Raw genomic sequence first — 26,218 nt, forward strand, 5'->3', positions numbered from 1 at the left:
TTGTTAAAATGTCTGAAATTCTCTTTACAAGAACGTTTGTTTGCTTTAGTATAAAAAGGCAAACTAATGTTCGTAATGTTTTCGCTACGCTAAACGATACTGCATAAGTCGTACTACACAATGAAATAGGTGATTATTTTCAATTGGGCGATACATATTATTATTGGTCTTTTTTTTAGCATGGAATTCGCCAATCAGCCAACGGATATTCTTTTTATCATGATTGGTAGCTTGTTGCCGGATATTGATCACCGCAGGTCGATGGTGGGTAGGTTGAATATCTTTGTGAAATTTATGAGTCATCGAGGTTTTTGTCACACACTAGTAGGGTGTATTGTACTGTCTCTTCCTTTTTTATTGATTCAAGGCGCGGCGCCTTATGTTTTCTTAGGGGGAGTTTCTCATCTGTTCGGAGATCGGTTGCAATCTGCATATAGTTCAAAAATGTTTAGAATTAAAGGTTGGTAAATTCATAAATTTTTATTGAGGAAATAGGATACTATAAATAAGAATAATTGCAATAGCTAGTCCAGAAAGGGAAAATAAAATTGCCTTTCTAGTTTGGTGCTGCTGATAGTTATACATTCCGACCCAAAGCAGGGTTAGAGATAATAATAGTCCACCTAACATGGAAGAGTAATAAATTAATGTTTCCAATATAAACATCCTTTCCGTACTAATATAGGAATTATGAATACGTGCATCTATTATTTTCTCATTTTACACTGTTAGCGTCAATCTTTTAATCAATATCGCATATAGTATTGTCGTGGTGTTTCTATCGATACTTGCTAAAAATATGCATATTGCAGGACGTTTTTCCGGTTATAACGAATATCTATAGGAATGAAATTTTTGAAAAGAGGTAATGGCATGGATTTGATAAAAGGAAATCTGTATAACGGCTTTCGTTTAGAAGAAGAAAAGAAGCTTGATGATATAAATTCGCTAGCCAGGACATTTTATCACGAAAAAAGTGGCGCGCGGTTATTATACTTGCAAAATGATGATGATAATAAGGTATTTTCTATTACGTTTCGCACCCCGCCAGAAGATAGTACTGGGGTTGCTCATATAATAGAACATTCTGTATTGTGTGGATCTCGTAAATTTCCCTTAAAGGAACCATTTGTTGAATTAATAAAAGGTTCATTAAATACGTATCTAAATGCGATGACTTTTCCTGATAAGACCATGTATCCTGTTGCTAGCCGTAATGCCAAGGATTTTCGCAATTTAATGGATGTATATATGGATGCCGTGTTTTATCCAAATATATACAAAACTCCAGAAACTTTAATGCAGGAAGGGTGGCATTATGAACTAGAGGATAAAGATGGTGAAGTGACTTATAAGGGCGTTGTCTATAACGAGATGAAAGGTGTTTTTTCCTCGCCTGATGCCATTTTAGAAAAGAAAAATTTTGAATCCTTGTTTCCTGATACAGCCTATGGAGTAGAATCTGGTGGTGATCCTGAGTTCATTCCTGAACTAACACAAGAAAAATTCATTGATTTTCACAAAAAGTATTATCATCCATCTAATGGCTATATCTTTTTATATGGTGATATGGACATTCTTGATAATCTTAAATTTATTGATGAAGCCTATTTGCAAAACTTTGAAAAGATCCAAATCAATTCTGAGATTGCAATGCAGAGTGCTTTCCCTCAAAGGGTAGAAAAAACTTTTGAGTATTCTATTGCCCCTAGTGAAACTACAGAAGATAAAACATTTATTAGTAGGAACTTTGTCTTAGGGAAAGCAACGAATTCTGAAATAAGCTTGGCCTTTCAAGTATTAGAGTACTTGCTTTTAGAAACTCCAGCAGCTCCCCTGAGAAATGCGTTAATCGAGGCAGGATTAGGGAAAGATGTAGTAGGGAATTTTGTCAAAAGTATTTTGCAGCCTACATTTGGCATTGTTGTGACTGGCACAAATGAGCAGGAAAAAGAGAAATTCATTAAAGTTGTAGATGATGAATTAAAACGGTTAGTAACTGAGGGAATTGATAAGAAGCTGATTGAGGCATGTATCAATATTTTCGAATTTACCTTACGTGAAGCGAATTATGGTTCCCGTCCAAAAGGACTGGTCTACAATATAAAATGCATGGACAGTTGGTTATACGATGCAAGTCCTTTCCTGTTATTAGGATACAAGCAAGACTTGGAAAAAATAAAATCAGCTTTAAAAACCAATTATTTTGAGCAAATGATTGAAAAATATTTAATGAATAATACCCATCAATCTGTAGTGGTATTAAAACCGAAACCTGGATTATCAGAGGAAAAAGATGAAGAGGTGCGTAAACAGTTAGCCGCATATAAAGCGTCTTTATCAGCAGAAGAAATAGATAAACTGGTAGAACAAACACTTAGATTAAAAGAACTGCAACAAGCCCCAGATTCGCCAGAAGCACTAGCTACCATCCCATTACTAACACTACAAGATATCGAAAAAAAGGCAGAAAAATTAGTACTCATTGAAAAAGAAGAGCTAGGGGTACCTATTTTACTTCACCCTCTTCAAACGAATGGTATTGCTTACGTGAATATGTACTTTGATACACGTCGTGTACCGCAAGAATGTTTGCCGTATGTATATTTCTTAGCAGAAGTGCTGGCAAAAATTTCTACAGAAAAGTATGATTACACAGAGTTGTCAAACGAGATTGATAGTAATACAGGTGGCATCGTTTTTGATGTGGCAGTATATACGGAAGATGCAAATGATTCTAAGTACGTACCTAAATTTTTAGTCAAAGGAAAATCTCTGGTAGAAAAGTTACCTCAACTTGTAAACTTGATTGAACAAATAATTGCCCATAGCCGTTTTGAGAACGATAAACGTATGAAGGAACTGATTCAAGAGATTAAATCAAATTGGGATATGAACTTATTCCGTCGTGGTCAGCAACTTGCCACGAATCGAGTACTTTCCTATTTCTCACCCATTGCAAAATATAATGAAGTGGGAATGTTAACGTTTTATGAGTTCATGGCTAGTTTAGAAAAAGAATTTACGGATCGATCTGAAGAAATCTATGGAAACCTTATGAAAGTAGCTAACTTGATTTTTAATAAGGAAAGTTTGCTGGTAAGTGTAACAGTAGAGGAAGAAAACTATCCTAACTTCCAAGATGCTTTTAAAAGCTTTTATTCTTGTCTCCCATCGACAACTGAAAAACCTGTCCAATATAGTTTTGAAACTAAGCAGCAAAATGAAGGATTGATGACATCTGGAAAGGTGCAATATGTTGTAAAAGGGGCTAACTTCCGTAAACTAGGGTACTCTTATCATGGAAGCTTAAAAGTACTAGAAACCATTCTGCGTTATGATTATTTATGGACTCGGGTCCGGGTTCAAGGGGGAGCCTATGGTGGCTTTGCGAGATTTGAGCGTAATGGAAATATGGTACTCGGTTCTTATCGAGATCCTAATCTAAAAGAAACTTTGGCGGTCTATAATGAGACAGCAACATACCTTAAGAGCTTCTCTGCAGATCAACGAGAAATGACCAAATATGTGATTGGTACCATGAGTCAATTGGATACACCTTTGACTTCGTCCCAAAGAGGGGAACGCGCGACAAATCATTATATTCGCAAGATTTCCCAAGACATGATCCAAAAAGAGCGGGATGAAATTTTGTCTACAAAGCAGGAAGATATTTGTAAATTGGCTGCTTTAATGGATGATGCTATGAAGGAAAATCATCTTTGTGTATTAGGAAATGAGCAAAAAATAAAAGAAAATAGTAATACTTTTCAGCATATAACCAACATTCTAAAATGACCTAAAGAAGCTGCTATTTCCTTAAATGGGGAAAAAATTAAGAGGGTGGTTATAAACCACCCTCTTAATTTTACTTCTTCTCGTTTTTGTTTTTAGGGCAAATTTCTTTGGCAAATTCAGCAGAAGCTTTTTTTGATTTTTCTTTGTTGTTTTCTTTACAGCCCTGATTTTGACGTTTTTCCATAATATCACCTCCTAGCCACTGTCGGATTAGAATGTACATGTAGAAAACAGGATCTTTCAATATTTTTGCCAAAAATTAAAATTATATGAAATATTATTAAAAAAATAAAATAGTATATTTGGAGGACTAATTTTGTTGGAGAAGATGATTTATATACTGCTTGGGCTCAACGGAATTATGATTTTTCTTATTATTATGATCATGATGCGTATCGGGAAGAATCAGCAGAAAGACTTTTTAGTGAATTTTGCAGCCATAGAAAAAGCCATCGAAAGAGTAGAACGTACCGTTAATGATGAGATGGCGAAGAATCGTGGCGAGAATGGATTTAGTGCCAGAGCCTTACGAGAAGAAGTAGGCAATACATTAACCAAATTTACCGAGTCTGTTCTAAAAAGAATGAATGAAAATACAGCAGCGCAGCTTGCTCAATTAGAAACTTTCGCGCAACAATTGCAGGGGCTAACCCAAATGAATGAACAAAAACTAGAACGGATGCGTGAAACAGTAGAAAAACAATTACATATGCTTCGTGAGGATAATGGAAATAAACTTGAAGAAATGAGAAAAACGGTAGACGAAAAGTTGAATCAAACGTTAGAAAAAAGGCTAGGAGAAAGCTTTAAACTCGTTAGTGAAAGACTGGAAATGGTGCATAGGGGCCTAGGGGAAATGCAGACACTTGCTTCTGGTGTAGGGGATTTAAAACGGGTATTATCAAATGTAAAAACCAGAGGTATATGGGGTGAGATTCAGCTTGAGAATTTACTCGAACAAATTCTAACAATTGAGCAATATGCAAAAAATGTTGCTACGAAGCCTGGGAGTAATGATCGAGTAGAGTTTGCAATAAAACTTCCTGGTCGGGATACAGAAGAGAGTATCGTATGGTTACCGATTGATGCAAAATTTCCACAAGAGGATTACCAACGTTTGTTAGAAGCCCAAGACCAAGCCGATGCTCCTTTAGCAGAAGAGGCAGCAAAGGCGTTAGAAACTAGAATTAAGGGAGAAGCAAAAGATATCGCTACTAAATACATCAGTGTACCTCATACCACGGAATTTGCTATTTTATTTTTACCAATTGAAGGACTGTATGCAGAAGTATTACGCCGTCCAGGATTGTGTGATAACATAATGAGGAATTACAAAATCCTTATTGCTGGTCCTACTACACTGTCAGCACTATTGAATAGTTTGCAGATGGGTTTTAGAACCTTAGCTGTTGAAAAACGTAGTTCTGAGGTATGGTCGTTACTCGGAGTAGTGAAGACAGAGTTTGGTAAATTCGGTGACTTGTTGGATAAGACGCATAAGAAGCTGCAAGAAGCTAGTAACTCTATTGATATAGCTGCTCGGAAGTCTCGTAATATTGAGAGAAAGCTTAAGAATGTACAAGAGTTACCGCAAGAAGAAGCCTTTAATTTATTAGATGTAGCAAGTAGTGCAGAAATAGCAGCAACAGTAGAAGAGGAATAAAAATTCGCAACCTGTATGTAAGCGCCCAAAATTCAGCAGTGGAATGCTGGCTTTTGGGCACTTACATACAGGTTTTTGTTTCTAAAATAAAATAGCCCGCCCAAAAATGGGCAAGTTGGTGAATGACTTTAAAAATATAATGGTAAAAGTGCTGATTTAATAGATATATTGTGAGATGGAACGGAATTTGCATAATAATCCTATTGTTAGAGAAGCAGAGTATCTTAGCATGAGCAAGTCTTTTATTTGGATATTGGGGGTGAGGTATTGTGGGGTGAACACGGTCGGATTAGTTTAGTTATGGAAAGATTTAAGCATTAAAAGGATTATATTTGAAATTATAGAATATATTGGGGGTAGATTATTATGACAAAAGTTGGTTGCGAGTATGGAACGCATCGCGTAGTAGAACCTCAAGGAGTTTTACCTCAGCCAGCATGGAGAATTGATAATATGATGGAAATCTACGATAATGAGCTGTTGATTGAAGTAGATACGTTGAATATTGATGCAGCTAGTTTTACGCAAATCAAGAAAGAAGCCAATAAAGATCTGGAAGTAATGGAAAGAATTATGCTTGAAACGGTGGAAAAACGGGGCAAACATCATAATCCGGTTACTGGCTCCGGAGGAATGCTGATGGGGACTGTTACTAAAATTGGCCCTGCTTGGACTGGTAAAACTCCGGTAAAAGTGGGTGACAGGATTGTTACCTTAGTGTCTTTATCATTGACTCCTTTAAAAATTCATAAAATTAAAAAAATTCACTTAGAAAAAGAGCAAGTAGAAGTAGAGGCTCAGGCAATTTTGTTTAGCAGCGGCATTTATGCCGTACTGCCTTCAGATATGTCACCATCTTTGGCGTTAGCTGTATTGGATGTAGCGGGGGCACCAGCGCAAACTGCCCACCTTGTGCGTCCAGGACAAAGCGTACTCATCATTGGTGGAGGTGGTAAATCGGGAATGCTATGTCTCTATGAGGCTAAGAAGAGAGCTGGCGTAACAGGTAAAGTCATTGGTTTAGGATCAAGTAAAGGTAGTTGTGACAGAATGCGGCAATTAGGGTATGCAGATGAAGTTCTTCAAGTGGATGCTACTGATCCTATTAAAATTATGAAAGCTGTATTGGAGGTTACAAATGGCCAGATGGTGGATGTCACCATAAATTGTGTTAATATACCCGGTACAGAAATGGGCTCGATTATGGCGACAAAAGATGGGGGTACGGTATATTTCTTTAGTATGGCTACCAGCTTTACAGGCGCGGCTCTTGGGGCTGAGGGAATAGGCAAGGATGTGACCATGTTGATTGGCAATGGGTATTGTCGGAATCACGCGGTGGTTGCATTAGAAACAGTCAGAGAATGTCCGATTCTTTGGAAAATATTCCAAGAACTTTACGCATAAAAGAAATGTTAACTTGGAGTGATTTTTGTGGAGTACCTCCCTCAGTTGTAACAATTGTTGGCATGGCCAAAAATGTAGGGAAGACTGTAACTTTAAATTATATACAAAGGGTTTTATATAATCAGGGGTTGATCTTAGGATTGACTTCAATCGGACGGGATGGAGAAAGCTTTGATGCTTTGACAAACATATCTAAACCCTCAATTGTTGTGCAGCCGCAAGCAATAGTGGCTACTGCTGAGAAAGTAGTTGCGAATCCGAATCTATGGGATTATCTGCAAAAAACAGATATAGTGACCCCGCTTGGCAATGTAGTCATTCTTAGGGCAAAAGCTGTAAGTAAGGTTGTTTTAGCTGGGCCAAGTAAAAATCAAGAAGTAAAAAGACTACTACAGTATTTATCTGGTTTTGGAACGAATTGCATACTAATTGATGGTGCTTTTGATCGACAGAGTTCAGCTGATCCCTTGGTTAGCAATCAAGTAGTGTTGGCTAGTGGGGCAACTTTGAGTCGTGATTTGGAGCAATTAATATATATAACTAAGAGTCGAGTGGAACAATTGACGTTACCTAAGTGTGATGATTTTTACCTTACGCTATGTAAGCAATCTAAGTCTAAAGTGGTGTTGGCTGGTAATAGTGGGTTGCGTGAAATAGTTGCAGATACCTCTCTTTTAAGCACGACAGAGTGGGCAAAATTGCTTTGTGACGATTGCTCTGTCGTGCTTATCAAAGGGGCAGTAGGAGATGGTTTAGCGCATGCTTTACTAGAAAAACGGCATACTCCAGCTGTAATTGTTCAAGACGGCAGTAAAATTTTTATCACGCCATTTCTGTGGAGGCAGCTTAAAGTCCGAAATGTAAAGTTTCAGGTTGTGCAGCCTATTTCTTTGTTGGGAGTAACCATCAACCCATCCTATCCAGGAGGAAATGGCTTTGACCCAGATGTTTTGCTTCAAGGAATGGGCAAGGCATTAGCACCTTTGCCGATAATTGATGTGGTGCGTGAGGTGAAATTTTAGTGGAGTGTTTTGAAAGAGGCTTTTAGGTATTGGGGGGAAGTAGATTGTTTAATTGGTTAGATGGCAGTGACAGTTGTCTTGATTTAGTGCTGGATCATCTTGACCAAGCGGTGCATGTAATAAATTGTGAAGGAATAACGGTTTATTATAATCAGACAGCGGCTGAAGTAGAAGGGTTGCAGGTAGTTGATGTTGTTGGAAAACATTTTCTCCAGGTATATCCTTCATTAACCCTTGAAACGAGCAGTTTGATGAAGGTTTTAACTACTGGAAAGCCAGTATTGAATCAGCAACAAACGATAGTGAGCAGGAAAGGGAGGATTATCACAATTCATTACTCTACTTTCCCGCTTTATCGGGATGGGATATTAGTTGGTGCCTGTGATATGTCGCGGGATATAACAAAAATAAAAGAATTGTCAGATCGGGTGATGGATTTGCAGGCTGAACTTTTAGATACCAAATCCAGTGGCTGTAAGAACTCTAAAAAAACGGAAGTTAGTTTTGCAAAGTACACTTTTAACGATATTATTGGCAGTCATGATTTGATAGTTAAACTCAAAGTACTAGGCCAGCGGGTGGCATCAACATCTTCTCCTGTTTTGGTGATTGGTGAAACAGGAGCAGGCAAAGAATTAGTAGTGCAATCCATTCATAATGCTTCATCACGTAAAGAAAGACCTTTTGTGGCGCAAAACTGTGCGGCCTTTCCAGCGACACTATTGGAAAGTATTTTATTTGGCACTGTTAAGGGAAGTTTTACCGGAGCAGAAGACCGGCCAGGGTTATTCGAACTTGCTGATGGAGGAACCTTGTTTTTGGATGAAATCAATTCCATGCCAATGGAACTGCAAAGTAAATTGCTCAGAGTGTTGCAAGATGGGACTTTTCGTCGTCTAGGTGATAATAAATTGCGAGAAGTAGATACCAGGGTTATTGCCTGTACCAATGTAGATCCACAAGAAGCAGTACGAAAAAAGGAACTGCGTGTTGATTTATATTATCGGCTGAATGTTGTTGCTTTGAAAGTACCTTCTCTCCGGGAACGAAAAAGTGATATTTCTTCCTTGGTGGAACATTTTATCATAATGTATAATGCCAAAATGGGTCGCTCGGTGAAAAAAATCAGTGGGGAAGTGAATCAGGCCTTCTTACATTATTCGTGGCCAGGTAATGTTCGGGAATTGCAGCATGCAATTGAGCATGCCATGAATATCGTCTCGGGTCTGGTCATTGAAATGGAACATGTTCCTGAACATCTACTTAAATATGATGAGGAACCAGATAATGAAAAAGGTTGGAGTCACTTGGGCGGAAAGGGTCTACCCGAAGTACTTCAAAATGTTGAAAAAAGCGCCCTCATACAAGCGTTAGAAAGAAGTGAGGGAAATATATCAAGAGCAGCGCTGTCTTTAGGTATTCCTCGTCAAACCATACAATATAAGTTAAAAATATATGGATTAGTTGAAAAAGACAAAAAAAGCAACTCTTTAACAAGGGGGGATTATATTGAAAAAACTTAACTTGGATCAGGGCACCATTGGGCGTGGACGGGAGTTAGCTAAGCTGATTGTGGATAAGGTGCAAGAACACATTGATGCTCATAGTACAGTTGCGGTTGAGCGATCTGTTTTAAGATTGCTGGGTATAGATGGAATAGACCAAGCAGGGGTGCCTGTAGTTAATAGGGTGATCGAAGACCTATATGCAGCAGGAGTATTAGGAAAAGGGGCTATGTATTGGCTCGTCAATGCTATGCTTAATACCCAATTATCTCCACAACAAGTTGCGGAGTATGTTGTAAATGGAGAGATTAATTTAGTGGAATTACCTATAAAATCAGATCAGGAGATAGAGAAATTAGCCGATCAACTTGCTATCTCAGCATTACATAAAATTCAAGATCGCCGTGAAGAAAGAGAAAGGCTGATTGCTGATTTAGGCAAGGGGCCAGAGCCTATGCTTTATGTAATTGTAGCGACCGGAAATGTTTATGAGGATGTCATTCAAGCTCAGGCTGCAGCTAGGCAAGGGGCAGACATCATTGCTGTAATTCGTACTACAGGACAAAGTTTGTTGGATTATGTTCCTTATGGACCTACTACTACTGGGTTTGGCGGTACGTATGCTACTCAGGCTAATTTTAAAATCCTGCGGGAAGCGCTGGATGAAGTGGGGCAAGAAGTAAACCGGTATATTTATCTGACAAATTATTGTTCGGGGTTATGTATGCCTGAGATTGCGGTGATGGGGGCCCTGGAGCGTCTGGATGTTATGCTCAATGACTCTATGTACGGTATTATTTTCAGGGATATAAATATGAAGCGTACCTTTGTTGACCAATTCTTTTCTCGTTTAATTAATGGCTATGCTGGTATTATCATCAATACTGGTGAAGATAATTACTTAACAACGGCTGATGCCATGGAAAGCGGTCATACTGTGCTGGCTTCTGAATTGATCAATGAACAGTTTGCCTTCCGGTGTGGTATGGTTTCAGAGCAACTTGGTCTTGGGCATGCTTTTGAAATTGATCCCAAAACACCCAATGGTTTTCTCTATGAATTAGCTCAGGCTCAACTGGTCAGGGAGGTTTTTCCACATAGTCCGATCAAGTATATGCCGCCGACTAAATTTATGACAGGAAATATCTTTAAAGGTCATGTACAGGATACCCTCTTTAATGTGTGCTCGATTATGACAGGACAGAGTTTACATCTCTTAGGCATACTGACAGAGGCAATTCACACACCTCTTATTCAAGACAGGTTTTTGAGTATAGAGTCAGCCCGCTATGTTTTTGATAATATGCGAGGACTTGCCGATGAAATTTCCTTTAAGAAAGATGGAGTTATCCAGCAACGGGCAAGTGAAGTATTAGAAAAGGCTGTTATATTGTTGGAAGAAATCGCTGAAATAGGATTAATGCAGGCTTTAGCTGCAGGATATTTTGCTGATATAGCACGTACTCCAGAAGGCGGGAAAGGCTTAAATGGAGTCATTGTACGTGAAAATGGCTATCTTAATCCCTTTATTCCCCTAATGTTTAAAGGAGGAAGAAGGAATGGTTGATTTACAGAATGTCAAACCTTATGGAGATACCTTGGATGATGGTATGGTGCAGCTATCGTTTACATTGCCTGTATCTTTATCGAGTGTATCTAAAGAAGCAGCGAGGCAATTGGTTGCCAGTATGGGATTAGAAGAGCCAGCAGTTGCTCATGCAGAGGCGATAAGTGATACGTTTAGTTTTTTTATTGTCTATGCAAAATGTAAGCATGGGATAGATATTGCAGGGATTGTTGTGCCGGAAGTTGATTTAGAGGTGTTGTCTAAAAAAGAAATCGATGACTTCATTAGTACACATCTAGGGCGGAAACTCAATATAGTAGGAGCCTGTATTGAAAGCGATGCTCATACTGTTGGTATTGATGCCATCATGAACATAAAAGGATTTAATGGACATAAAGGTCTAGAAAGTTATCATGAAATCAATGCTGTGAATATGGGGGCGCAGGTTACTTGTGAGGACGTAATTCGCAAGGCCTATGAGATCAAGGCCGATGCCATTTTAATATCTCAAGTGGTAACTCAGAAAAATATTCATATTACCAATCTTACAAAACTGGTAGATATGCTTGAGGCAGAAGGATTGCGGGATAAAGTAACGTTAGTTGTGGGTGGGCCGCGAATTAGTCATGAACTGGCGAAAGAATTGGGATATGATGCTGGCTTTAGTTCGAATACTTATGCAGAACACGTGGCTTCTTTTCTTGTGCAGGAAGTAAAGGGGAAAAATTAGCGGGATATAGTAGAGGGACTGGTAAAAAAATTCAGATGCTAGGCTGAACTGCTTATGGCAAAGGTGAAGCGAGCGACTGGAGAAAGAAAAAAAGAGGGAAGAATATGGAAGAATCATTAATACGTATACGAATGAGTGAACATGATGCTCATTATGCCGGAGGATTAGTCAATGGATCGCGAATGTTGGATTTATTTGGTGATGTGGCAACAGAATTGTTAATCCGTAGTGATGGTGATGAAGGTCTGTTTGTTGCATATGATAATGTGGAATTTAAAGAACCTGTTTATGCTGGTGATTTTATCGAGGCCAGGGGGAAAATTGTAAAGATAGGTAATACATCACGACGGATGGAATTTACCGCTATGAAAGTTATCACATTAGATCAAATTGCCCCACATGATTCTTCGGCATCTGTACTGATTGAACCAGTGCTTGTTTGCACGGCTAGCGGAACATGTGTCGTTCCTAAAGAAAAGCAAAGAGGTGGAGAATTTGGATAAGCTCATCATTACGGTTGCACTAGTCGGGGCTGAAACCTCCCGAAAAGAAAATCCTAATTTACCACTTACGCCTAGGGAAATTGCTGATGAGGCAATACATTGTGCTGAAAAAGGAGCTTCTATTATTCATCTTCATGTTAGAGATAAAGAGGGAAATGCCACTCAGTCTAAATCCATTTTTAAAGAGACAATGGATTTGATCAAAAAGGATAGTAATGTAATTATTCAAACATCCACTGGCGGAGCGTCATGGATGACAGCGGAGGAACGTTTACAACCGGTAGAACTAAGACCAGAGATGGCAACATTAACTACAGGTACAGTTAATTTTGGTGAAGAAATATTTTCAAATTCCATGTTAAACATTGAAACATTTGCCCAAGCAATGGTAGAGCAGGGGGTAAAACCGGAAATTGAGGTATTTGAGGTTGGTATGGTTAATAATGCTTTACAGTTGGTTAAAAAGGGAATTTTGCAGCTGCCCCTTCATTTTGACTTTGTGATGGGAGTCCCTGGAGGTATAACGGGAGAGCCTAGGAATTTACTGTATCTGGTTGAGTCTCTACCACCAGGATGCACTTGGACGGTGGCTGGAATCGGGCGCAGTGAATTGCCGCTAGCGACAATGGGTATTGTAATGGGCGGACATGTTCGTGTCGGCTTTGAGGATAATGTGTATTATACAAAAGGAGTATTAGCTGACAGTAATGCCCAATTAGTAGAACGAGTTGTACGAATTGCTGGAGAGTTGGGACGGGGAATTGCTACACCTGATCAAGCTAGGGAAATTTTGGGGTTGCATGGGAGAAGTAGAGCGGTTTAGTCATTGGATAAAGAAGTAGGTTTCCTAAAAAATCCGGCAGTAGATACTGCCGGATTTTTTGCACCTGCTGAATTTTAGGCGATTAATAAAAAGCTATAAATTAGAGTAAGTTAGCCATTTTGTTTTAACACAGTGCCCAAAAATAGTCAGGAGTAGAGGCTGATACTCTGTGGGGGTACTATAAGTATGTCATTGACGAGGATTCTACTGTTGGCATGTTTATTGCAACTCATTTGTAATGCAAGGTATTGGTGCCCTAGAAATCTTCGATGTTACAGCAATTGAATTTATTGAAAATTGAAAATTGTTTTACATTTACTGAAGCGTTCTTAAGCTGAATATAAAAAGGAGTGAATCGAATGAACGCCGACCTAGAGAAGGGGAAAAACTTAAGTATAAGGGAGACTGGTATTGGGGATAAAGAGGAGCTAAAGCGAAGTTTAAAAGCCCGTCACATGAATATGATAGCACTTGGAGGTGCTATCGGTACTGGTTTGTTTTTGGCTAGCGGTGCATCAGTTAGTACTGCCGGCCCGGGCGGAGCGCTAGTGGCTTATGGAGTTATTGGCATTATGGTTTACTTTCTAATGACGAGTTTAGGAGAAATGGCAACCTATTTACCTGTTCCAGGATCCTTCGGAACATATGCGGCGAGGTTTGTCGATCCGGCCTTAGGGTTTGCAATAGGTTGGAACTATTGGTTAAACTGGGCTACTTGTATAGCGGCAGAGTTAGTGGCAGGAGCTATCATTATGAAGTTTTGGTTCCCTGATATCCCAGGTTATTACTGGAGTGGGCTATTTTTAGTCATTTTATTTACACTTAATTTTTTGTCAACACGAGCTTATGGTGAGAGTGAATATTGGTTTGCTGGCGCTAAGGTTGTAACTGTAATGATATTTTTATTGGTAGGTACTTTGATGATTTTAGGGATGGGGAGCCCCTCGCCTGGATTTGCTAATTGGCACATTGAGGAGGCACCTTTCGTCGGCGGATTAAGCTCTATACTGGCGATTTTCATGATTGCTGGCTTTTCTTTTCAAGGTACTGAGCTGGTTGGTATTGCGGCTGGTGAAAGTCAGAATCCTGAAAAAGATGTGCCAAAAGCAATTAATACGGTGTTCTGGCGTATTCTCCTATTTTATATTGGTGCTCTAATAATTATTGGTTTTATACTACCTTATACTGACGAAAATTTATTGAAAAGCGATGTGGAAAATGTTGCCGTTAGTCCCTTTACTCTTGTATTTAGCCGTGCTGGTTTTAGCGCAGCGGCTTCCCTGATGAATGCAATCATTCTCACGTCAGTACTATCTTGTGCTAATTCAGGACTCTATGCTTCAACTCGTATGCTTTATGCGATGGCAAAAGAAGGAAAAGCACCGAAGGTATTTGGTAAGGTTAATAAACGTGGTGTCCCAGTTAATTCTCTATATATTACGTCTGCTATTGGATTTCTTGCCTTTCTTTCCTCGCTAGTTGGTGAAGGCACTGCTTATACCTGGTTACTTAACATTACTGGTATGATCGGATTTATAGCTTGGTTGGGTATTGCCATTAGCCACTACCGTTTTCGGAAGGCATTTATCAAACAAGGGTTTGATTTAAATGAACTCAAGTATAAAGCAAAATGGTTCCCCTTTGGACCTATATTCGCTATGGTACTTTGTTTCTTTGTAATTATTGGGCAGAACTATAACGCATTTTTAGGCGGGGAAGTGGATTGGTATGGCATAGTCGTTTCCTATGTGGGTATTCCAATCTTCTTGGCAACTTATATTGGATATAAGTTTTCGAAGAAGAGCAAGTTAATTGCTTTGGAAGAAGTAGACTTAAGTAAGAATGCTATCTGATTGCAAGTTCCACCCCAAAATGGGGATAACAGATTGTAAAAATCAAGTGAATTCCGAAGGGAGTACATAAAATGCGTGATTATCGTGATATCCCCTTGTGGGCGAATGTTAAGGAAGAAGAGTGGCAAGACTGGCGGTGGCAGGTAGCTAATCGTATAACTTCAATGACAGTATTGAAGCAGGTTGTTCCATTAGCTCGTGAGGAAGAAGAAGGAATAGTCAATTGTTTACAAAGTTTAAGAATGGCGATTACTCCTTATTATGCAACATTAATTGATGCTGATAACTTGAATTGCCCAGTTCGCAAGCAAGCTGTTCCGACAACGGCTGAATTAGAGTTTGGCCAATTTGATATGGCTGATCCTCTGCATGAAGATAAGGACTCGCCTGTTCCTGGACTAACTCATAGATATCCTGATCGGGTACTGTTTTTAGTTACTGACCAATGTTCCATGTATTGCCGTCATTGTACTAGAAGGCGCATAGCGGGAGTCTGTGACCAAGCGCGTTCAAAAGAACAAATTGATCGTTGTATCCAGTATATACGCGAAACAACCGTAGTCAGGGATGTAGTTTTGTCTGGCGGTGATGCCTTTTTAATAAGCGATGAGTTGATTGAGTATATTTTACAAGAATTACGGCAAATAAAGCATGTAGAAATTATCCGTTTTGGTACTCGTACGCCGGTAGTTTTGCCGCAACGAATTACTCCTGCCCTGTGTGCTATTCTGAAACGCTATCATCCGATTTATGTAAATGTTCATTTTAACCATCCGAAAGAAATTACAACAGCTGCTAAAGAGGCTTGTGCTCGTCTGGCTGATGCTGGAGTGCCGCTTGGCAATCAAGCTGTCCTCTTAAAAGGCGTCAATGATTGTCCGGAATTAATAAAAAAATTGATGCAACAATTACTAATGATAAGGGTAAAGCCTTACTATATTTATCAATGTGATATGTCACAAGGCATACAACATTTTAGGACTCCAATTAGTTCAGGGATTCAAGCGATTGAGTATTTAAGGGGGCATACTTCAGGTTTAGCAGTTCCCACTTATGTGGTTGATGCACCAGGCGGTGGCGGTAAAATTCCTGTTATGCCTCAATATATGGTTTCCCAAAATTCCAGTAAAACTGTTTTGCGGAACTATGAGGGCATCTTCACAACCTATACTGAACCAAAGCACTGCGTAGATCCAGAAGCGCCGTGCGAAGTATGCGGTGGTTACCATCATGATACAACGGTGGGATTGGCTGGATTACTTAGTGGTGATCATTGTTCCTTGACATCGACGCAATCGGTGTTGAGAAACACAGAAAAATTAGGAAACGAGGAGCCTGCTTTGCTTATAGCAAAATAGCGTAGTGATGATTGGGGTTTTAGGAGGTGGAAGGTGGATTATGGCAAGATTTTGTACTGCTGAAGAGGCGGTAAAGGATATTTGTGAGGGAATGTCGATCATGATTGGTGGTTTTTTAGGTGTTGGTACGCCTGATAACTTGGTGCAGGCTCTGGTAAATCAAGGTACTAAAAACATAACCATCATTACGAATGATAGTGCTTTTCCTGGCGTAGGTGTTGGTAAGCTTCAAGACAGCAAACAAATTAATGTATTATATACATCTTATATCGGCGGACATCCTGATAGTGGTAGTTGTATGGAAAATGGGGATATGCAGGTTGTTTTAACCCCTCAGGGAACTCTTGCCGAACAAATTCGGGCAGGTGGCGCTGGTTTGGGGGGAGTCTTAACTCCTACTGGTATTGGAACAGTTGTAGAAACCGGAAAACAAAAAATAGTTGTAGCAGATAAAACATATTTGCTAGAAGAGCCGCTGAAAGCTGATATAGCTTTGATAAAAGCATATAAAGCCGATGTGAGTGGTAATTTAATCTATCGTTTTTCAGCCAGAAACTTTAATCCCTTGATGGCTATGGCTGCCAAGAGAGTTATTGTTGAAGTGGAGGAAATAGTGCCAGTAGGCTCGATTGAACCTGATTATGTGGCAACGCCGGGAATATTTGTCGATTTGTTGGTCAAGGGGGGGGAATAGTATGCCGGAAGTGGATAAGCGAACTCGCATTGCAATGCGGGTAGCCAAGGAATTGCATGATGGCGATGTGGTAAATTTGGGGATTGGTATGCCCACTCTAGTGGCAAATTATCTGCCCAGTGGAGTTTCTATTATCTTGCATTCGGAAAATGGATTCTTAGGAATTGGACCAGAACCGCAAAAAGGCTCGGAAGATAAAGATTTAGTAAATGCGGGAGGAAAGCCAGTGACCATTCAAGAGAATGGATGCTGTTTTGATAGTGCTATGTCATTTGCCATAATTCGGGGAGGGCATGTTGATACTACGGTGTTAGGCGCATTGGAAGTAGATGAACAAGGGAATCTAGCTAACTGGATGGTTCCGGGAAAAAGAATTTCGGGTATGGGCGGCGCCATGGACTTAGTTGTGGGCGCAAAAAAAATCATTATTGCCATGGAACATACAAATAAAGATGGCTCTCCTAAAATAGTAAAGAAGTGTTCTTTGCCGCTTACAGCTCAAGCTGAGGTTGATCTAATTGTTACAGATATGGCGGTTATCGCAGTTCGCCCAGAGGGACTACATCTCATTGAAATAGCCGAAGATACCACATTAGAAGAAGTAGTTGCTGCTACTGCTGGGCAATTATTTTATTCTACTGAAAACATTGGAACGTTTTAATTTTAGTTAGTCAAGCATACAAATAGTGCCAACTATACTTTGCCTGCGGCATATCAGGAGCTATCCAGCACTTGGCAGGCATGTCCTCTTCGGACATTATCATTGCTATTAACAAAGATGCCGATGCTCCAATTTTCAAATTGGATAATTATGGTATTGTTGGTGATGTAATCGAAATTATTCCGTTTTTGATAGAAGCGTTCAGTTCAGTAAAAATAAATATGAGTGTATTTAATAAAAATAACTCATTTAATGTAACGAAATAGACCATTAATCTAGAAAAATGTATTTTTAAAAAGTAAGTTAAATATCTAGACAAAAGTCATTTTTGTGCTATAATAATACTATAACTGAAAAATAATGGGTCAACGAAGACTCCTATCACTGAACAAGTGGTGGGGTCTGTTTTTTTTTAGGGATTGTGGTACCATTATTGGAAAAACTAAAGTGTAAACGTTTTTAATGAGAAAAGAATTGCTTTCTGTTTAATGTCAAATAATGAAAAGATGAGAGGGGTTTTTTTGATGAGCAAGTTAGGTCAAATTTTTGGTTCAAATGTATTTAATGATGCCGTTATGAAAGAGAGTCTTCCTAAAGCTACATATAAAGCTTTAAAAAAGACGATTGAAGGTGGTCTTCCTTTAGATCCAGCAGTAGCAGATGTAGTAGCTACCGCTATGAAAGATTGGGCTCTTGAAAAAGGCGCAACCCATTTTACTCATTGGTTCCAACCTATGACAGGTATCACTGCTGAAAAACATGATGCCTTTATATCACCAACTGATGATGGTAAAGCTATTATGGAGTTCTCAGGCAAAGAATTAATTAAGGGAGAACCGGATGCTTCTTCATTCCCTTCTGGTGGTCTTAGAGCTACTTTTGAAGCTAGAGGATATACTGCATGGGATTGTACATCACCAGCATTTGTAAAAGACGGTTCATTATGTATACCAACGGCTTTTTGTTCTTATACTGGAGAGGCTTTGGACAAGAAAATTCCGCTATTATCTTCAATGGAAGCGTTATCCAAACAAGCATTACGTGTATTAAAAGCGCTTGGAAATACAACATCTAAGAAAGTTATAACAACCGTTGGACCAGAACAAGAATACTTTATTGTTGATAAAAAAATATATGATCAAAGAAAAGATTTAAAATTTACAGGAAGAACACTTTTTGGTGCTAAACCTCCTAAGGGCCAAGAATTAGATGATCATTATTTTGGTTCAATTAAAGAAAGAATTTCTAATTACATGAAGGAATTAGATGAAGAACTTTGGAAACTTGGGATTTCGGCAAAGAGCAAACATAACGAAGTGGCTCCTGCGCAACATGAGTTAGCTCCAATATATACTACGACAAATATAGCGACAGATCACAACCAACTTACTATGGATACAATGAAGAAAGTTGCTTTAAGACAAGGTCTTGTTTGCTTGTTGCATGAAAAACCATTCGCTGGAATTAATGGTTCCGGTAAGCATAATAACTGGTCTATGGGAACAGATGATGGAATGAATTTACTAGAACCAGGTAAGACTCCTCATGATAATAGACAGTTCCTTGTATTCTTATGTTCTGTTATAAAAGCCGTTGATGTTTATTCAGATTTATTAAGAGTATCGGCTGCAAATCCAGGAAATGATCATAGGTTAGGTGCTAATGAAGCTCCTCCAGCTATCATCTCAATATTCTTAGGAGAGCAATTACAAGATATTCTAGAGCAAATTGAAAACGGCGGAGCTACAAGCTCTAAAACTGGCGGTAACATGGAGATTGGTGTTACTACGTTGCCTGTATTGCCAAAAGATGCAACTGACAGAAACAGAACTTCCCCATTCGCATTTACCGGTAATAAGTTTGAGTTTAGAATGTGCCCATCTTCAGCTTCCATTGCTGAACCAAATATAACTTTAAATACGATTGTAGCTGAAATACTGGACGAAGTTGCTAGTCGATTGGAAAAGGCTAAGGATGTAAATGCCGAAGTCAAAGCAATTCTTGCTGAATATGTTAGCAAGCATAAAAGAGTGGTATTTAACGGAAATGGATATTCAGATGAATGGGTTGTTGAAGCTGAAAAGAGAGGTCTTCCAAACTTAAAAACTACAGTTGAATCCATTAAAGCTCTTATTTCTGAAAAGAACATAGCTGTAATGGAAAAACATGGTGTATTGAGCAGATTGGAAATGGAATCTCGTTATGAAATAGCTCTTGAAAATTATATCAAAACAATTAACATTGAAGCGCTGACAATGATAGAAATGGCTAAGAGAGAAATAATGCCTGCTGTTATCAAGTCTGCTACAGGTCTTGCTGCTTCAATCAATACAATCAAAGCTACAGGTGTAGCGGTTGACTTAACCGCTCAAACTGAATTGTTAACAGAAATTTCTTCATTAACTGGGGCATTAAAGAAAGCTATTACGGTTCTTGAAGAAACTGTAGAAAAAGCCTCAAATGCTCATGGAGACATATATGAACAAGCTTCATTATACCGTTTTGATGTATTTGAGAAAATGGCAACACTACGTGAAGTTGTTGATACACTTGAAACTTTAGTAGATAAAGATGTATGGCCAATGCCAACTTATGGTGAACTATTATTCAACATATAATCTATTAATTAAATATCCTGGCTGTACAAGCCAGGATTTTAATTTTTGTATACAGGCGCTTACTTGTTGACGTCAGTCAATCTGGGGAGTACAATTATACTTAAAATATGTAAGAGGTGATGCAAATGATAAATGAATTGCTTTATGTGATTCCAGCTGGAAAATATGACAAAAGCGAATTGGTTGAGCTATTAAAACAACATTCAGAGATTAAGTTTGTTTCATTAGTGGGTATTGACCTTGCTGGTAATGACACTGATGAGAAAATTCCAATGGGAATATTCCTTAAAGATATGGATGATTTCTTTAGAGGAAGCGCAGTACAAACAGATGGTTCTTCTGTAGTACTTACAGGTATTGCTACTTTGAATAATGCAAAAGTAGATATGCCTGCCGATGCTAATGTAAATTGGTTTGTTGATTATAATTATGATAATATTGATGAAGCAACTGGCAAACCTACTGGTACACTTCGTATTCCAGCATTCCTTGTTCATGATGGATTGCGTGTTGATTCCCGTGCGGTATTAGCTGATAGTCTCGCTTACATAAAATCAGAACTGAAAAGTTTATTCAAAAAATATCCTAAAGTTGCTGGCCTTGAACATATCAATGGGGAAGACATTGAGGATATTGTTTTTACATCAGGAACGGAACTTGAGTTTTGGGTTAAGACACCAGTTGATAAAGCTGAAGTTGCAGAATTGTCAGCATCCCAGACTTTGCAAGAACAATACTGGCAACGTACCCGTGGCTCTGTGCGTACTGCATTAGAACAAACGGTTGTGATGTTAGATAATTACGGTTTGAAAACTGAAATGGGCCATAAAGAAGTTGGTGGGATTAAAGCCACTATTGATGAAGCTGGTAATTTGACTCATGTTTGCGAACAGCTAGAAATTGACTGGCGTTTCGCGGATGCTATGCAAGCAGCCGATAATGAATTACAAGCTCGTATTGTTGTAAGAGAAGTATTTAGAGCGAATGGTCTTGAAGTAACCTTTAAGGCAAAACCAATCATTGGTGTAGCTGGTAATGGTGAACATACTCATGTAGGTTTCGCTGCTAAAATGAAATCAGGCAAATTAGTGAACTTGTTTGCTCCTACTGACATGAAAGCTGATTTTATGAGTGCCGTTGGTTACGGTTCTATCATGGGTTTACTTAAAAACTATGAAGCGATCAACCCATTTATTTCTTCAACAAACGATGCATTGAATCGTTTGAAACCAGGTTTTGAAGCACCAGTTTGTATCGTAACTTCCCTTGGACATACGCCAGAAATTCCTTCACGTAATCGTACGATCCTTGCAGGCTTGGTACGTGACGTAAATAATCCATTAGCTACTCGTTTTGAAGTTCGTGCAGCGAATCCTTATACAAATACGTATGTTGCCTTATCTGCTATTTACTTAAGCATGCTTGACGGGGTTAAAGGGATTGTGGAGTCCGGTAAAAATACAAAAGAAATATTGGCTGAGTTGTCTAAAGAAGCAGGCGTTCCTGGGTTCTATTTAGAAAAGGACCGTGCTTATCGCAGCGAACATGATGTATTCGAAGATTATACAGAAGAAGAACGTAATAAATTATTTAGTAAACCTCCTGCTACTGTTTGGGAAAACATGGAGAACCTTAAAAAGTATCCAGAAAAAACCCAAGTAATTAAAACGGGTAATATTTTGCGTCAAGAAATTATTGATGCTTTCGTTGCAGGTGCTTTAATCCGTTGGTCAACAGAATTGGTTAAGAGAATTATTCCTGAAAACCTTGCTATTGTTAAAGCTACAAAACCTTTGCACGATGCAGAAACTGCAGTTGATTACGACTTATACCTTTGGGATAAAGTGAACGCCTTACGTGTAGAGTTGGCTAAAGATACTGTAGCTCACAAGGGTATTTTTACTCGTATTGCTAATGCCATTGCATCAGGCGATTATGACACTGCTTCTACTCTTCAAGTTGAAATGTATGGCAAAGTAGAAGAGTTGAAAGCTGTATACGCTCAATACAAATCTAACATTATTTAATAATTGTTAATAACAAAAGCCCCTTATCTACGGATAAGGGGCTTCTTTGTGCTGGTTTTTTACATGAAAATAGCAGCACACTATATGTGGCCGCTATTTTTAAAATTTATATGTACTGCTTTACAACGGCCATTACTTTATCGTAATCAGGCTGATCACCAATATTAGCAACATACTCTACGTGACGTACAATGTCATTTTTATCAATGACCACTGTACCGCGGGATAAAAGACGTAATTCTTCAATAACAAATCCATATTTAAGACCAAAATCAAGATCCTTGTGATCAGAGATAGTTTTTATGGTGGCGATATCTTTTGCAGCACAATATTTTTTCAAGGCAAAAGGTAAGTCAACGCTGATTGATAAAACCGTTAAGCCATCAATTTTAGCAGCCTCTTCATTAAACCAGCGAGTTTGAATATCGCAAACAGATGTATCTATGGAAGGTACAACGCTAATTACGCGAACCTTACTTTTTGTATCACTAAGTGAAAGAGGAGATAGATCTGGAGATAATGCAGTGAACTCAGGAGCCTTATCACCGATCTTTACTTCCGTACCAATTAGTGTCACTGGATTGCCACCGAATTTTACAACATCACTACGTTTACTCATTAGGGAACGCCTCCTTGTTTAAATGTGATCATATATATATGGTAACATGTGTCAGAAAGAATGTAAATAATAATTATTATTAAATAGTTTAAAATTTTATCTTAAAGAATGAGAGAAGAAGTCAGTATTTGTAGTAGCTTTGCAGGAGTTTAGTAGAGATTGTTGAAGTATTAGAAAAGATATAATAGTATTTTTACTTGAGGGGGCATATAAATGGATGTAAAATTATTTAGTGATCTTGAAGGCTTACGAATTGCGATGGATATAGAAGAGCAGGGGCGTGATTTTTATCAACAAGCTTTCGATATAGCAAAAGAAGATGCCCATAAAGATCTATTCTGTTTATTGAAAAACGAAGAAATTATTCATTTTGAAACATTTAGTAAAATTTTTGATACAGTAAATAAAAATAAAGAGGCGGCATCAGAGGAATACTTGTTTGATCCCGAGACTTCTCGTTATCTTACTGTGCTGGCAGAAGGTCATATATTCCCAACAGCAGCCAATGCGAAAGTTAAAATTGCCGAAGTGACAACAGTTCGCGAAATTTTACAAATGGCCATTCAAGCTGAAAAAGATTCTATATTGTTTTATGATGAATTAGCAACTAAATCAAAATTCGAAGAAGCTAAGAAAATTTTTACAACTCTTAAAGCAGAAGAACAAACTCATGTAGTTAAATTACGTAAAATTCTCGATACCTTAGCTTAAGTAAATATATTATCCTCACCAGAATAATCGCGGCATAGTTTCCGCGATTATTCTTTTACCAATAAGTCTTAAAGATTCTACTTTTCAGCAGGAAATATTCTGAAAATAGGGAATTATATATATACTGGAATATAGCCTATCATATAGAAAGGTAGGAGGGGGTTACGTAGTGACTAAAGGAATGGGAAAACGTGCTCATCACAGACAGGACATGAAAAAGTTAAATCAAACTGCACTTACGATTGGTGGTGTGTTAGGAGCTATTTGCTTAATAGCGGTCATCGTCTCTCTTTTGTATAAGTGATACAAAGTGCCTTAAGGCACTTTTCTTTTGTGTATAAGAAGAGTAAAAAGAAAAGAATGCTACCTAAAAATTATATGTAGGTAAGAGATGGAAATATTGTCGAGATAGGGTTATACTGTTTATATAGAAAGAAACGTTATAAGGGGGCGGGGCTGATGATTAAAGATAAAGAATGGGTAATAAATGAAATAGAGAAAATTGCCTGTTTTGGAAAGGGACCTCGCGGCATAACTCGCTTAGCTTTTAGCCAAACCGCTGTAGAATCGCAAGAATACATAATAAGCTTAATGAAGCAGGAAGGCCTAGTCGTCACAGTCGATCAAATTGGCAATATTATTGGTCGTCTAGAGGGCAAAGATAATACATTACCAGCAGTAGCTACGGGTTCCCATTTGGATACAGTACCAGAGGGGGGCAAGTATGACGGTGTACTTGGAGTAATTGGCGGATTAGCAGCGATGCGTCGTTTAAAAGATAGAGGGGGCTTAACACACCCAGTTGAGCTGATCGTTTTTGCTTCTGAAGAATCAAGTCGCTTTGGTTTTGCTACAATAGGAAGTAAAACTATGGTGGGATTAGCCAATAGCATTGCTTGGAGTAAGGCTAAAGACCAAGATGGCAGGAGTTTTCCAGAAGTAATGTTAGAGAATCAATATGATCTAGAGCATCTCAGCGCTGCAGCACGTAGTAGTGAAGACATAAAGGCTTTTATTGAACTTCATATTGAGCAAGGAAGAGTGCTAGAAAAGGAGGGAAGAACGATAGGGATAGTGGAAGCCATCGCTGCTCCTACACGTCTTAAGATTATAGTAGAGGGTGTAGCTGCTCATTCAGGCTCTACTCCTATGGAAGAGCGACAAGATGCCCTAGTAAGTGCTTCTATGATTGTGCTGGCTATACAAGAGATCGGACTCGAACAATCAAGCTACGGTACAGTAGCTACGGTAGGCATGCTCAAAGTCCACCCAGGTTCTATAAATGTTATTCCTGGTGTGGTGGAAATGCATGTAGACATTCGCGGCATAGATCATGAAAGTATTATTGAATGTTTACAGGATATTAAGGATGCGATTAGTGCAATTGCGGAAGAGCAAGAAACTGGGGTTTCCATCGTAATGCTTTCAGCAGAAAAACCTGTAAAAATGAATAAAGAAATTATGAGTCTTATTAAGAAGGTTTGTAATGAAAAAAATGTGTCTTACCAATTTTTACATAGCCGAGCAGGTCATGATGCTATGAATCTATCTCGCTTGGCACCAACGGGTATGATCTTTGTTCCTTCCAAAGATGGAGTCAGTCACAATCCAGATGAGTACACGAAGGATGACGATATAATGGTAGGAATTGATATTCTGACGGAAACGTTATATCAATTGGCAAAGTAGACTCATGGTTTTGGTCATAATGAAATATTGAAAAAATCAGCAGTAGAGCGGTCTTAGGGCCGCTCTATTTTTTTTAGGCAGTTATTACCGTTACTAATTATGTAAACAATATGGTAAAATGACAGGGACAGGACTTATCCATGACGTATTTTGAAAGGGGATTTTGAATGAAAAAATTAATTGCCAGTATATGTGCAGTTGTGGCAGTTCACTTCTTTTCTCCTGCCATGCCAGTTCATGCTGCAGCCTTAGATGAGCAGTTGGCACAGTTGGTTGCGCAAAATGCTAGTGTTGATCGCATACAACAGCTGTTGCTATTAAAGAAAGAATGGGAGCAGGGAAATAAACAGGGACTAATAGAAAACTTGGCGAAAGCGGCTATAAACCAATCAAGTCAAGTGAGCGCTGCCAATGCCTTAGTGCAAGGTAATGTAAATCAAGTAGTAAGCAATGCTTTACGCCAACAGGTTGAGCAAAAGATTACAGATCAAGCAATTCCTTATGGAAAAGAATTAGCGGCGTTTGCTGCATTATTTAATAATCAGTCCTTAGCACCGAAAGCTGTCCAAGAGAATAATTCTCTGACAGCAGCACCTCAAAATTATAAGAGAGTATTAAATATGACTTCTACGGCCTATGCGCCTGGGCCATTAGATAATGGTAAATGGGGTTATAAAACCTATGTAGGTGGCGCTGTGCGCCCAGGAGTGGCCGCAGTAGATCCTAACGTCATTCCAATGGGAACCAAATTATGGGTAGAAGGTTATGGGGAAGCTGTCGCAGATGATCAAGGCAGCGCAATTAAAGGCAATCGTATTGATCTAGTCTTTAACAATCGTCAAGATGCTCTTGATTATGGAATTAAGAACGTAAAAGTATACGTATTAAATTAATCAAAAAACTGGCTCTAGTGAGTAACTATAAGTTACATGCTAGAGCCAGTTTTTTTGTTATTTGATAACCTATGAAA

Annotated in this window: 22 protein-coding genes and 1 pseudogene; 21 read left to right on the top strand and 2 right to left on the bottom strand. The window is 38.7% G+C overall.

Annotated elements, in window-relative coordinates; all coding sequences use genetic code 11:
- Positions 1–84: 84 nt before the first annotated feature.
- A complete protein-coding gene (locus UFO1_RS25695) occupies positions 85–303 on the bottom strand; it encodes a hypothetical protein (RefSeq protein WP_236639455.1) in 219 nt (72 codons plus the stop codon).
- Between UFO1_RS25695 and UFO1_RS24380 the strand changes: the two genes are divergently transcribed.
- The 17 genes and pseudogenes from UFO1_RS24380 to UFO1_RS08420 all read left to right on the top strand — a co-directional run bounded on the left by UFO1_RS24380 (position 208) and on the right by UFO1_RS08420 (position 22,229).
- Positions 208–468 carry a metal-dependent hydrolase gene (locus UFO1_RS24380; RefSeq protein ID WP_236639417.1) on the top strand — a complete coding sequence of 87 codons (261 nt, stop codon included), beginning with the start codon at positions 208–210 and terminating at the stop codon, positions 466–468. The two genes, UFO1_RS25695 and UFO1_RS24380, sit on opposite strands and share 96 nt — an antisense overlap.
- Positions 469–873: 405 nt before the next feature.
- Complete coding sequence (locus UFO1_RS08345) at positions 874–3,798, top strand: insulinase family protein (protein WP_038669998.1); 2,925 nt, start codon at positions 874–876, stop codon at positions 3,796–3,798.
- A 328-nt stretch (positions 3,799–4,126) separates the two neighbouring features.
- Positions 4,127–5,461: a DNA recombination protein RmuC gene (locus tag UFO1_RS08350; protein WP_038675020.1), complete on the top strand. Its 1,335-nt coding sequence runs from the start codon at positions 4,127–4,129 to the stop codon at positions 5,459–5,461.
- 366 nt (positions 5,462–5,827) lie between these two features.
- Positions 5,828–6,868: a zinc-binding dehydrogenase gene (locus tag UFO1_RS08355; protein WP_038669999.1), complete on the top strand. Its 1,041-nt coding sequence runs from the start codon at positions 5,828–5,830 to the stop codon at positions 6,866–6,868.
- Entirely contained in the window at positions 6,838–7,890 is a 1,053-nt protein-coding gene (locus tag UFO1_RS08360) for a hypothetical protein (RefSeq protein WP_236639360.1), read from the top strand. Before UFO1_RS08355 ends, UFO1_RS08360 begins: the two co-directional genes overlap by 31 nt.
- A gap of 44 nt (positions 7,891–7,934) precedes the next feature.
- Positions 7,935–9,413 carry a sigma-54-dependent Fis family transcriptional regulator gene (locus UFO1_RS08365; protein ID WP_038670000.1) on the top strand — a complete coding sequence of 493 codons (1,479 nt, stop codon included), beginning with the start codon at positions 7,935–7,937 and terminating at the stop codon, positions 9,411–9,413.
- Positions 9,400–10,962: a lysine 5,6-aminomutase subunit alpha gene (locus UFO1_RS08370; RefSeq protein WP_038670001.1), complete on the top strand. Its 1,563-nt coding sequence runs from the start codon at positions 9,400–9,402 to the stop codon at positions 10,960–10,962. The genes UFO1_RS08365 and UFO1_RS08370 overlap by 14 nt, the downstream gene beginning before the upstream one ends.
- Entirely contained in the window at positions 10,955–11,692 is a 738-nt protein-coding gene (locus UFO1_RS08375) for an OAM dimerization domain-containing protein (RefSeq protein WP_038670002.1), read from the top strand. Before UFO1_RS08370 ends, UFO1_RS08375 begins: the two co-directional genes overlap by 8 nt.
- Before the next feature lie 104 nt (positions 11,693–11,796).
- A complete protein-coding gene (locus UFO1_RS08380) occupies positions 11,797–12,195 on the top strand; it encodes a hotdog fold domain-containing protein (RefSeq protein WP_038670003.1) in 399 nt (132 codons plus the stop codon).
- Positions 12,188–13,018: a 3-keto-5-aminohexanoate cleavage protein gene (locus UFO1_RS08385; protein ID WP_038670004.1), complete on the top strand. Its 831-nt coding sequence runs from the start codon at positions 12,188–12,190 to the stop codon at positions 13,016–13,018. The genes UFO1_RS08380 and UFO1_RS08385 overlap by 8 nt, the downstream gene beginning before the upstream one ends.
- A 359-nt stretch (positions 13,019–13,377) precedes the next feature.
- Positions 13,378–14,871 carry an amino acid permease gene (locus UFO1_RS08390; RefSeq protein WP_038670005.1) on the top strand — a complete coding sequence of 498 codons (1,494 nt, stop codon included), beginning with the start codon at positions 13,378–13,380 and terminating at the stop codon, positions 14,869–14,871.
- Between the two features lie 71 nt (positions 14,872–14,942).
- Positions 14,943–16,229 (top strand): lysine 2,3-aminomutase, encoded by a 1,287-nt coding sequence (gene ablA, locus UFO1_RS08395; protein ID WP_038670006.1) that lies wholly within the window; start codon positions 14,943–14,945, stop codon positions 16,227–16,229.
- Between the two features lie 40 nt (positions 16,230–16,269).
- Positions 16,270–16,923, top strand: coding sequence for a CoA transferase subunit A (locus tag UFO1_RS08400; protein WP_038670007.1), 654 nt, complete (start codon positions 16,270–16,272; stop codon positions 16,921–16,923).
- A gap of 1 nt (position 16,924) precedes the next feature.
- Entirely contained in the window at positions 16,925–17,584 is a 660-nt protein-coding gene (locus tag UFO1_RS08405; RefSeq protein WP_038670008.1) for a 3-oxoacid CoA-transferase subunit B, read from the top strand.
- A gap of 29 nt (positions 17,585–17,613) precedes the next feature.
- A pseudogene (locus UFO1_RS08410) lies at positions 17,614–17,850 on the top strand (FAD-binding protein); the annotation flags it as partial.
- A gap of 258 nt (positions 17,851–18,108) precedes the next feature.
- The gene (locus UFO1_RS08415; protein ID WP_038670010.1) at positions 18,109–20,202 is read left to right on the top strand and encodes a glutamine synthetase III; all 2,094 of its coding nucleotides are present in this window, start codon (positions 18,109–18,111) and stop codon (positions 20,200–20,202) included.
- Positions 20,203–20,327: 125 nt separating this feature from the next.
- A complete protein-coding gene (locus UFO1_RS08420) occupies positions 20,328–22,229 on the top strand; it encodes a glutamine synthetase (RefSeq protein ID WP_038670011.1) in 1,902 nt (633 codons plus the stop codon).
- Between the two features lie 106 nt (positions 22,230–22,335).
- Here UFO1_RS08420 and tpx read toward each other — a convergent pair whose 3' ends face one another.
- Positions 22,336–22,848, bottom strand: coding sequence for a thiol peroxidase (gene tpx, locus UFO1_RS08425; protein ID WP_038670012.1), 513 nt, complete (start codon positions 22,846–22,848; stop codon positions 22,336–22,338).
- Positions 22,849–23,061: 213 nt separating this feature from the next.
- Here tpx and UFO1_RS08430 point away from each other — a divergent pair, with 213 nt between their 5' ends.
- The 4 genes from UFO1_RS08430 to UFO1_RS26110 all read left to right on the top strand — a co-directional run bounded on the left by UFO1_RS08430 (position 23,062) and on the right by UFO1_RS26110 (position 26,141).
- Positions 23,062–23,559, top strand: a complete 498-nt coding sequence (locus UFO1_RS08430) for a ferritin family protein (RefSeq protein WP_038670013.1) — start codon at positions 23,062–23,064, stop codon at positions 23,557–23,559.
- A 169-nt stretch (positions 23,560–23,728) separates the two neighbouring features.
- A complete protein-coding gene (locus UFO1_RS24385; protein WP_071841996.1) occupies positions 23,729–23,863 on the top strand; it encodes a DUF2970 domain-containing protein in 135 nt (44 codons plus the stop codon).
- A 155-nt stretch (positions 23,864–24,018) separates the two neighbouring features.
- The gene (locus UFO1_RS08435) at positions 24,019–25,248 is read left to right on the top strand and encodes a Zn-dependent hydrolase (RefSeq protein WP_038670014.1); all 1,230 of its coding nucleotides are present in this window, start codon (positions 24,019–24,021) and stop codon (positions 25,246–25,248) included.
- 167 nt (positions 25,249–25,415) lie between these two features.
- The gene (locus tag UFO1_RS26110) at positions 25,416–26,141 is read left to right on the top strand and encodes a 3D domain-containing protein (RefSeq protein WP_038670015.1); all 726 of its coding nucleotides are present in this window, start codon (positions 25,416–25,418) and stop codon (positions 26,139–26,141) included.
- Positions 26,142–26,218: the final 77 nt, after the last annotated feature.

The organism is Pelosinus sp. UFO1, assembly GCF_000725345.1.
In the GTDB taxonomy this organism is placed as follows: domain Bacteria; phylum Bacillota; class Negativicutes; order DSM-13327; family DSM-13327; genus Pelosinus.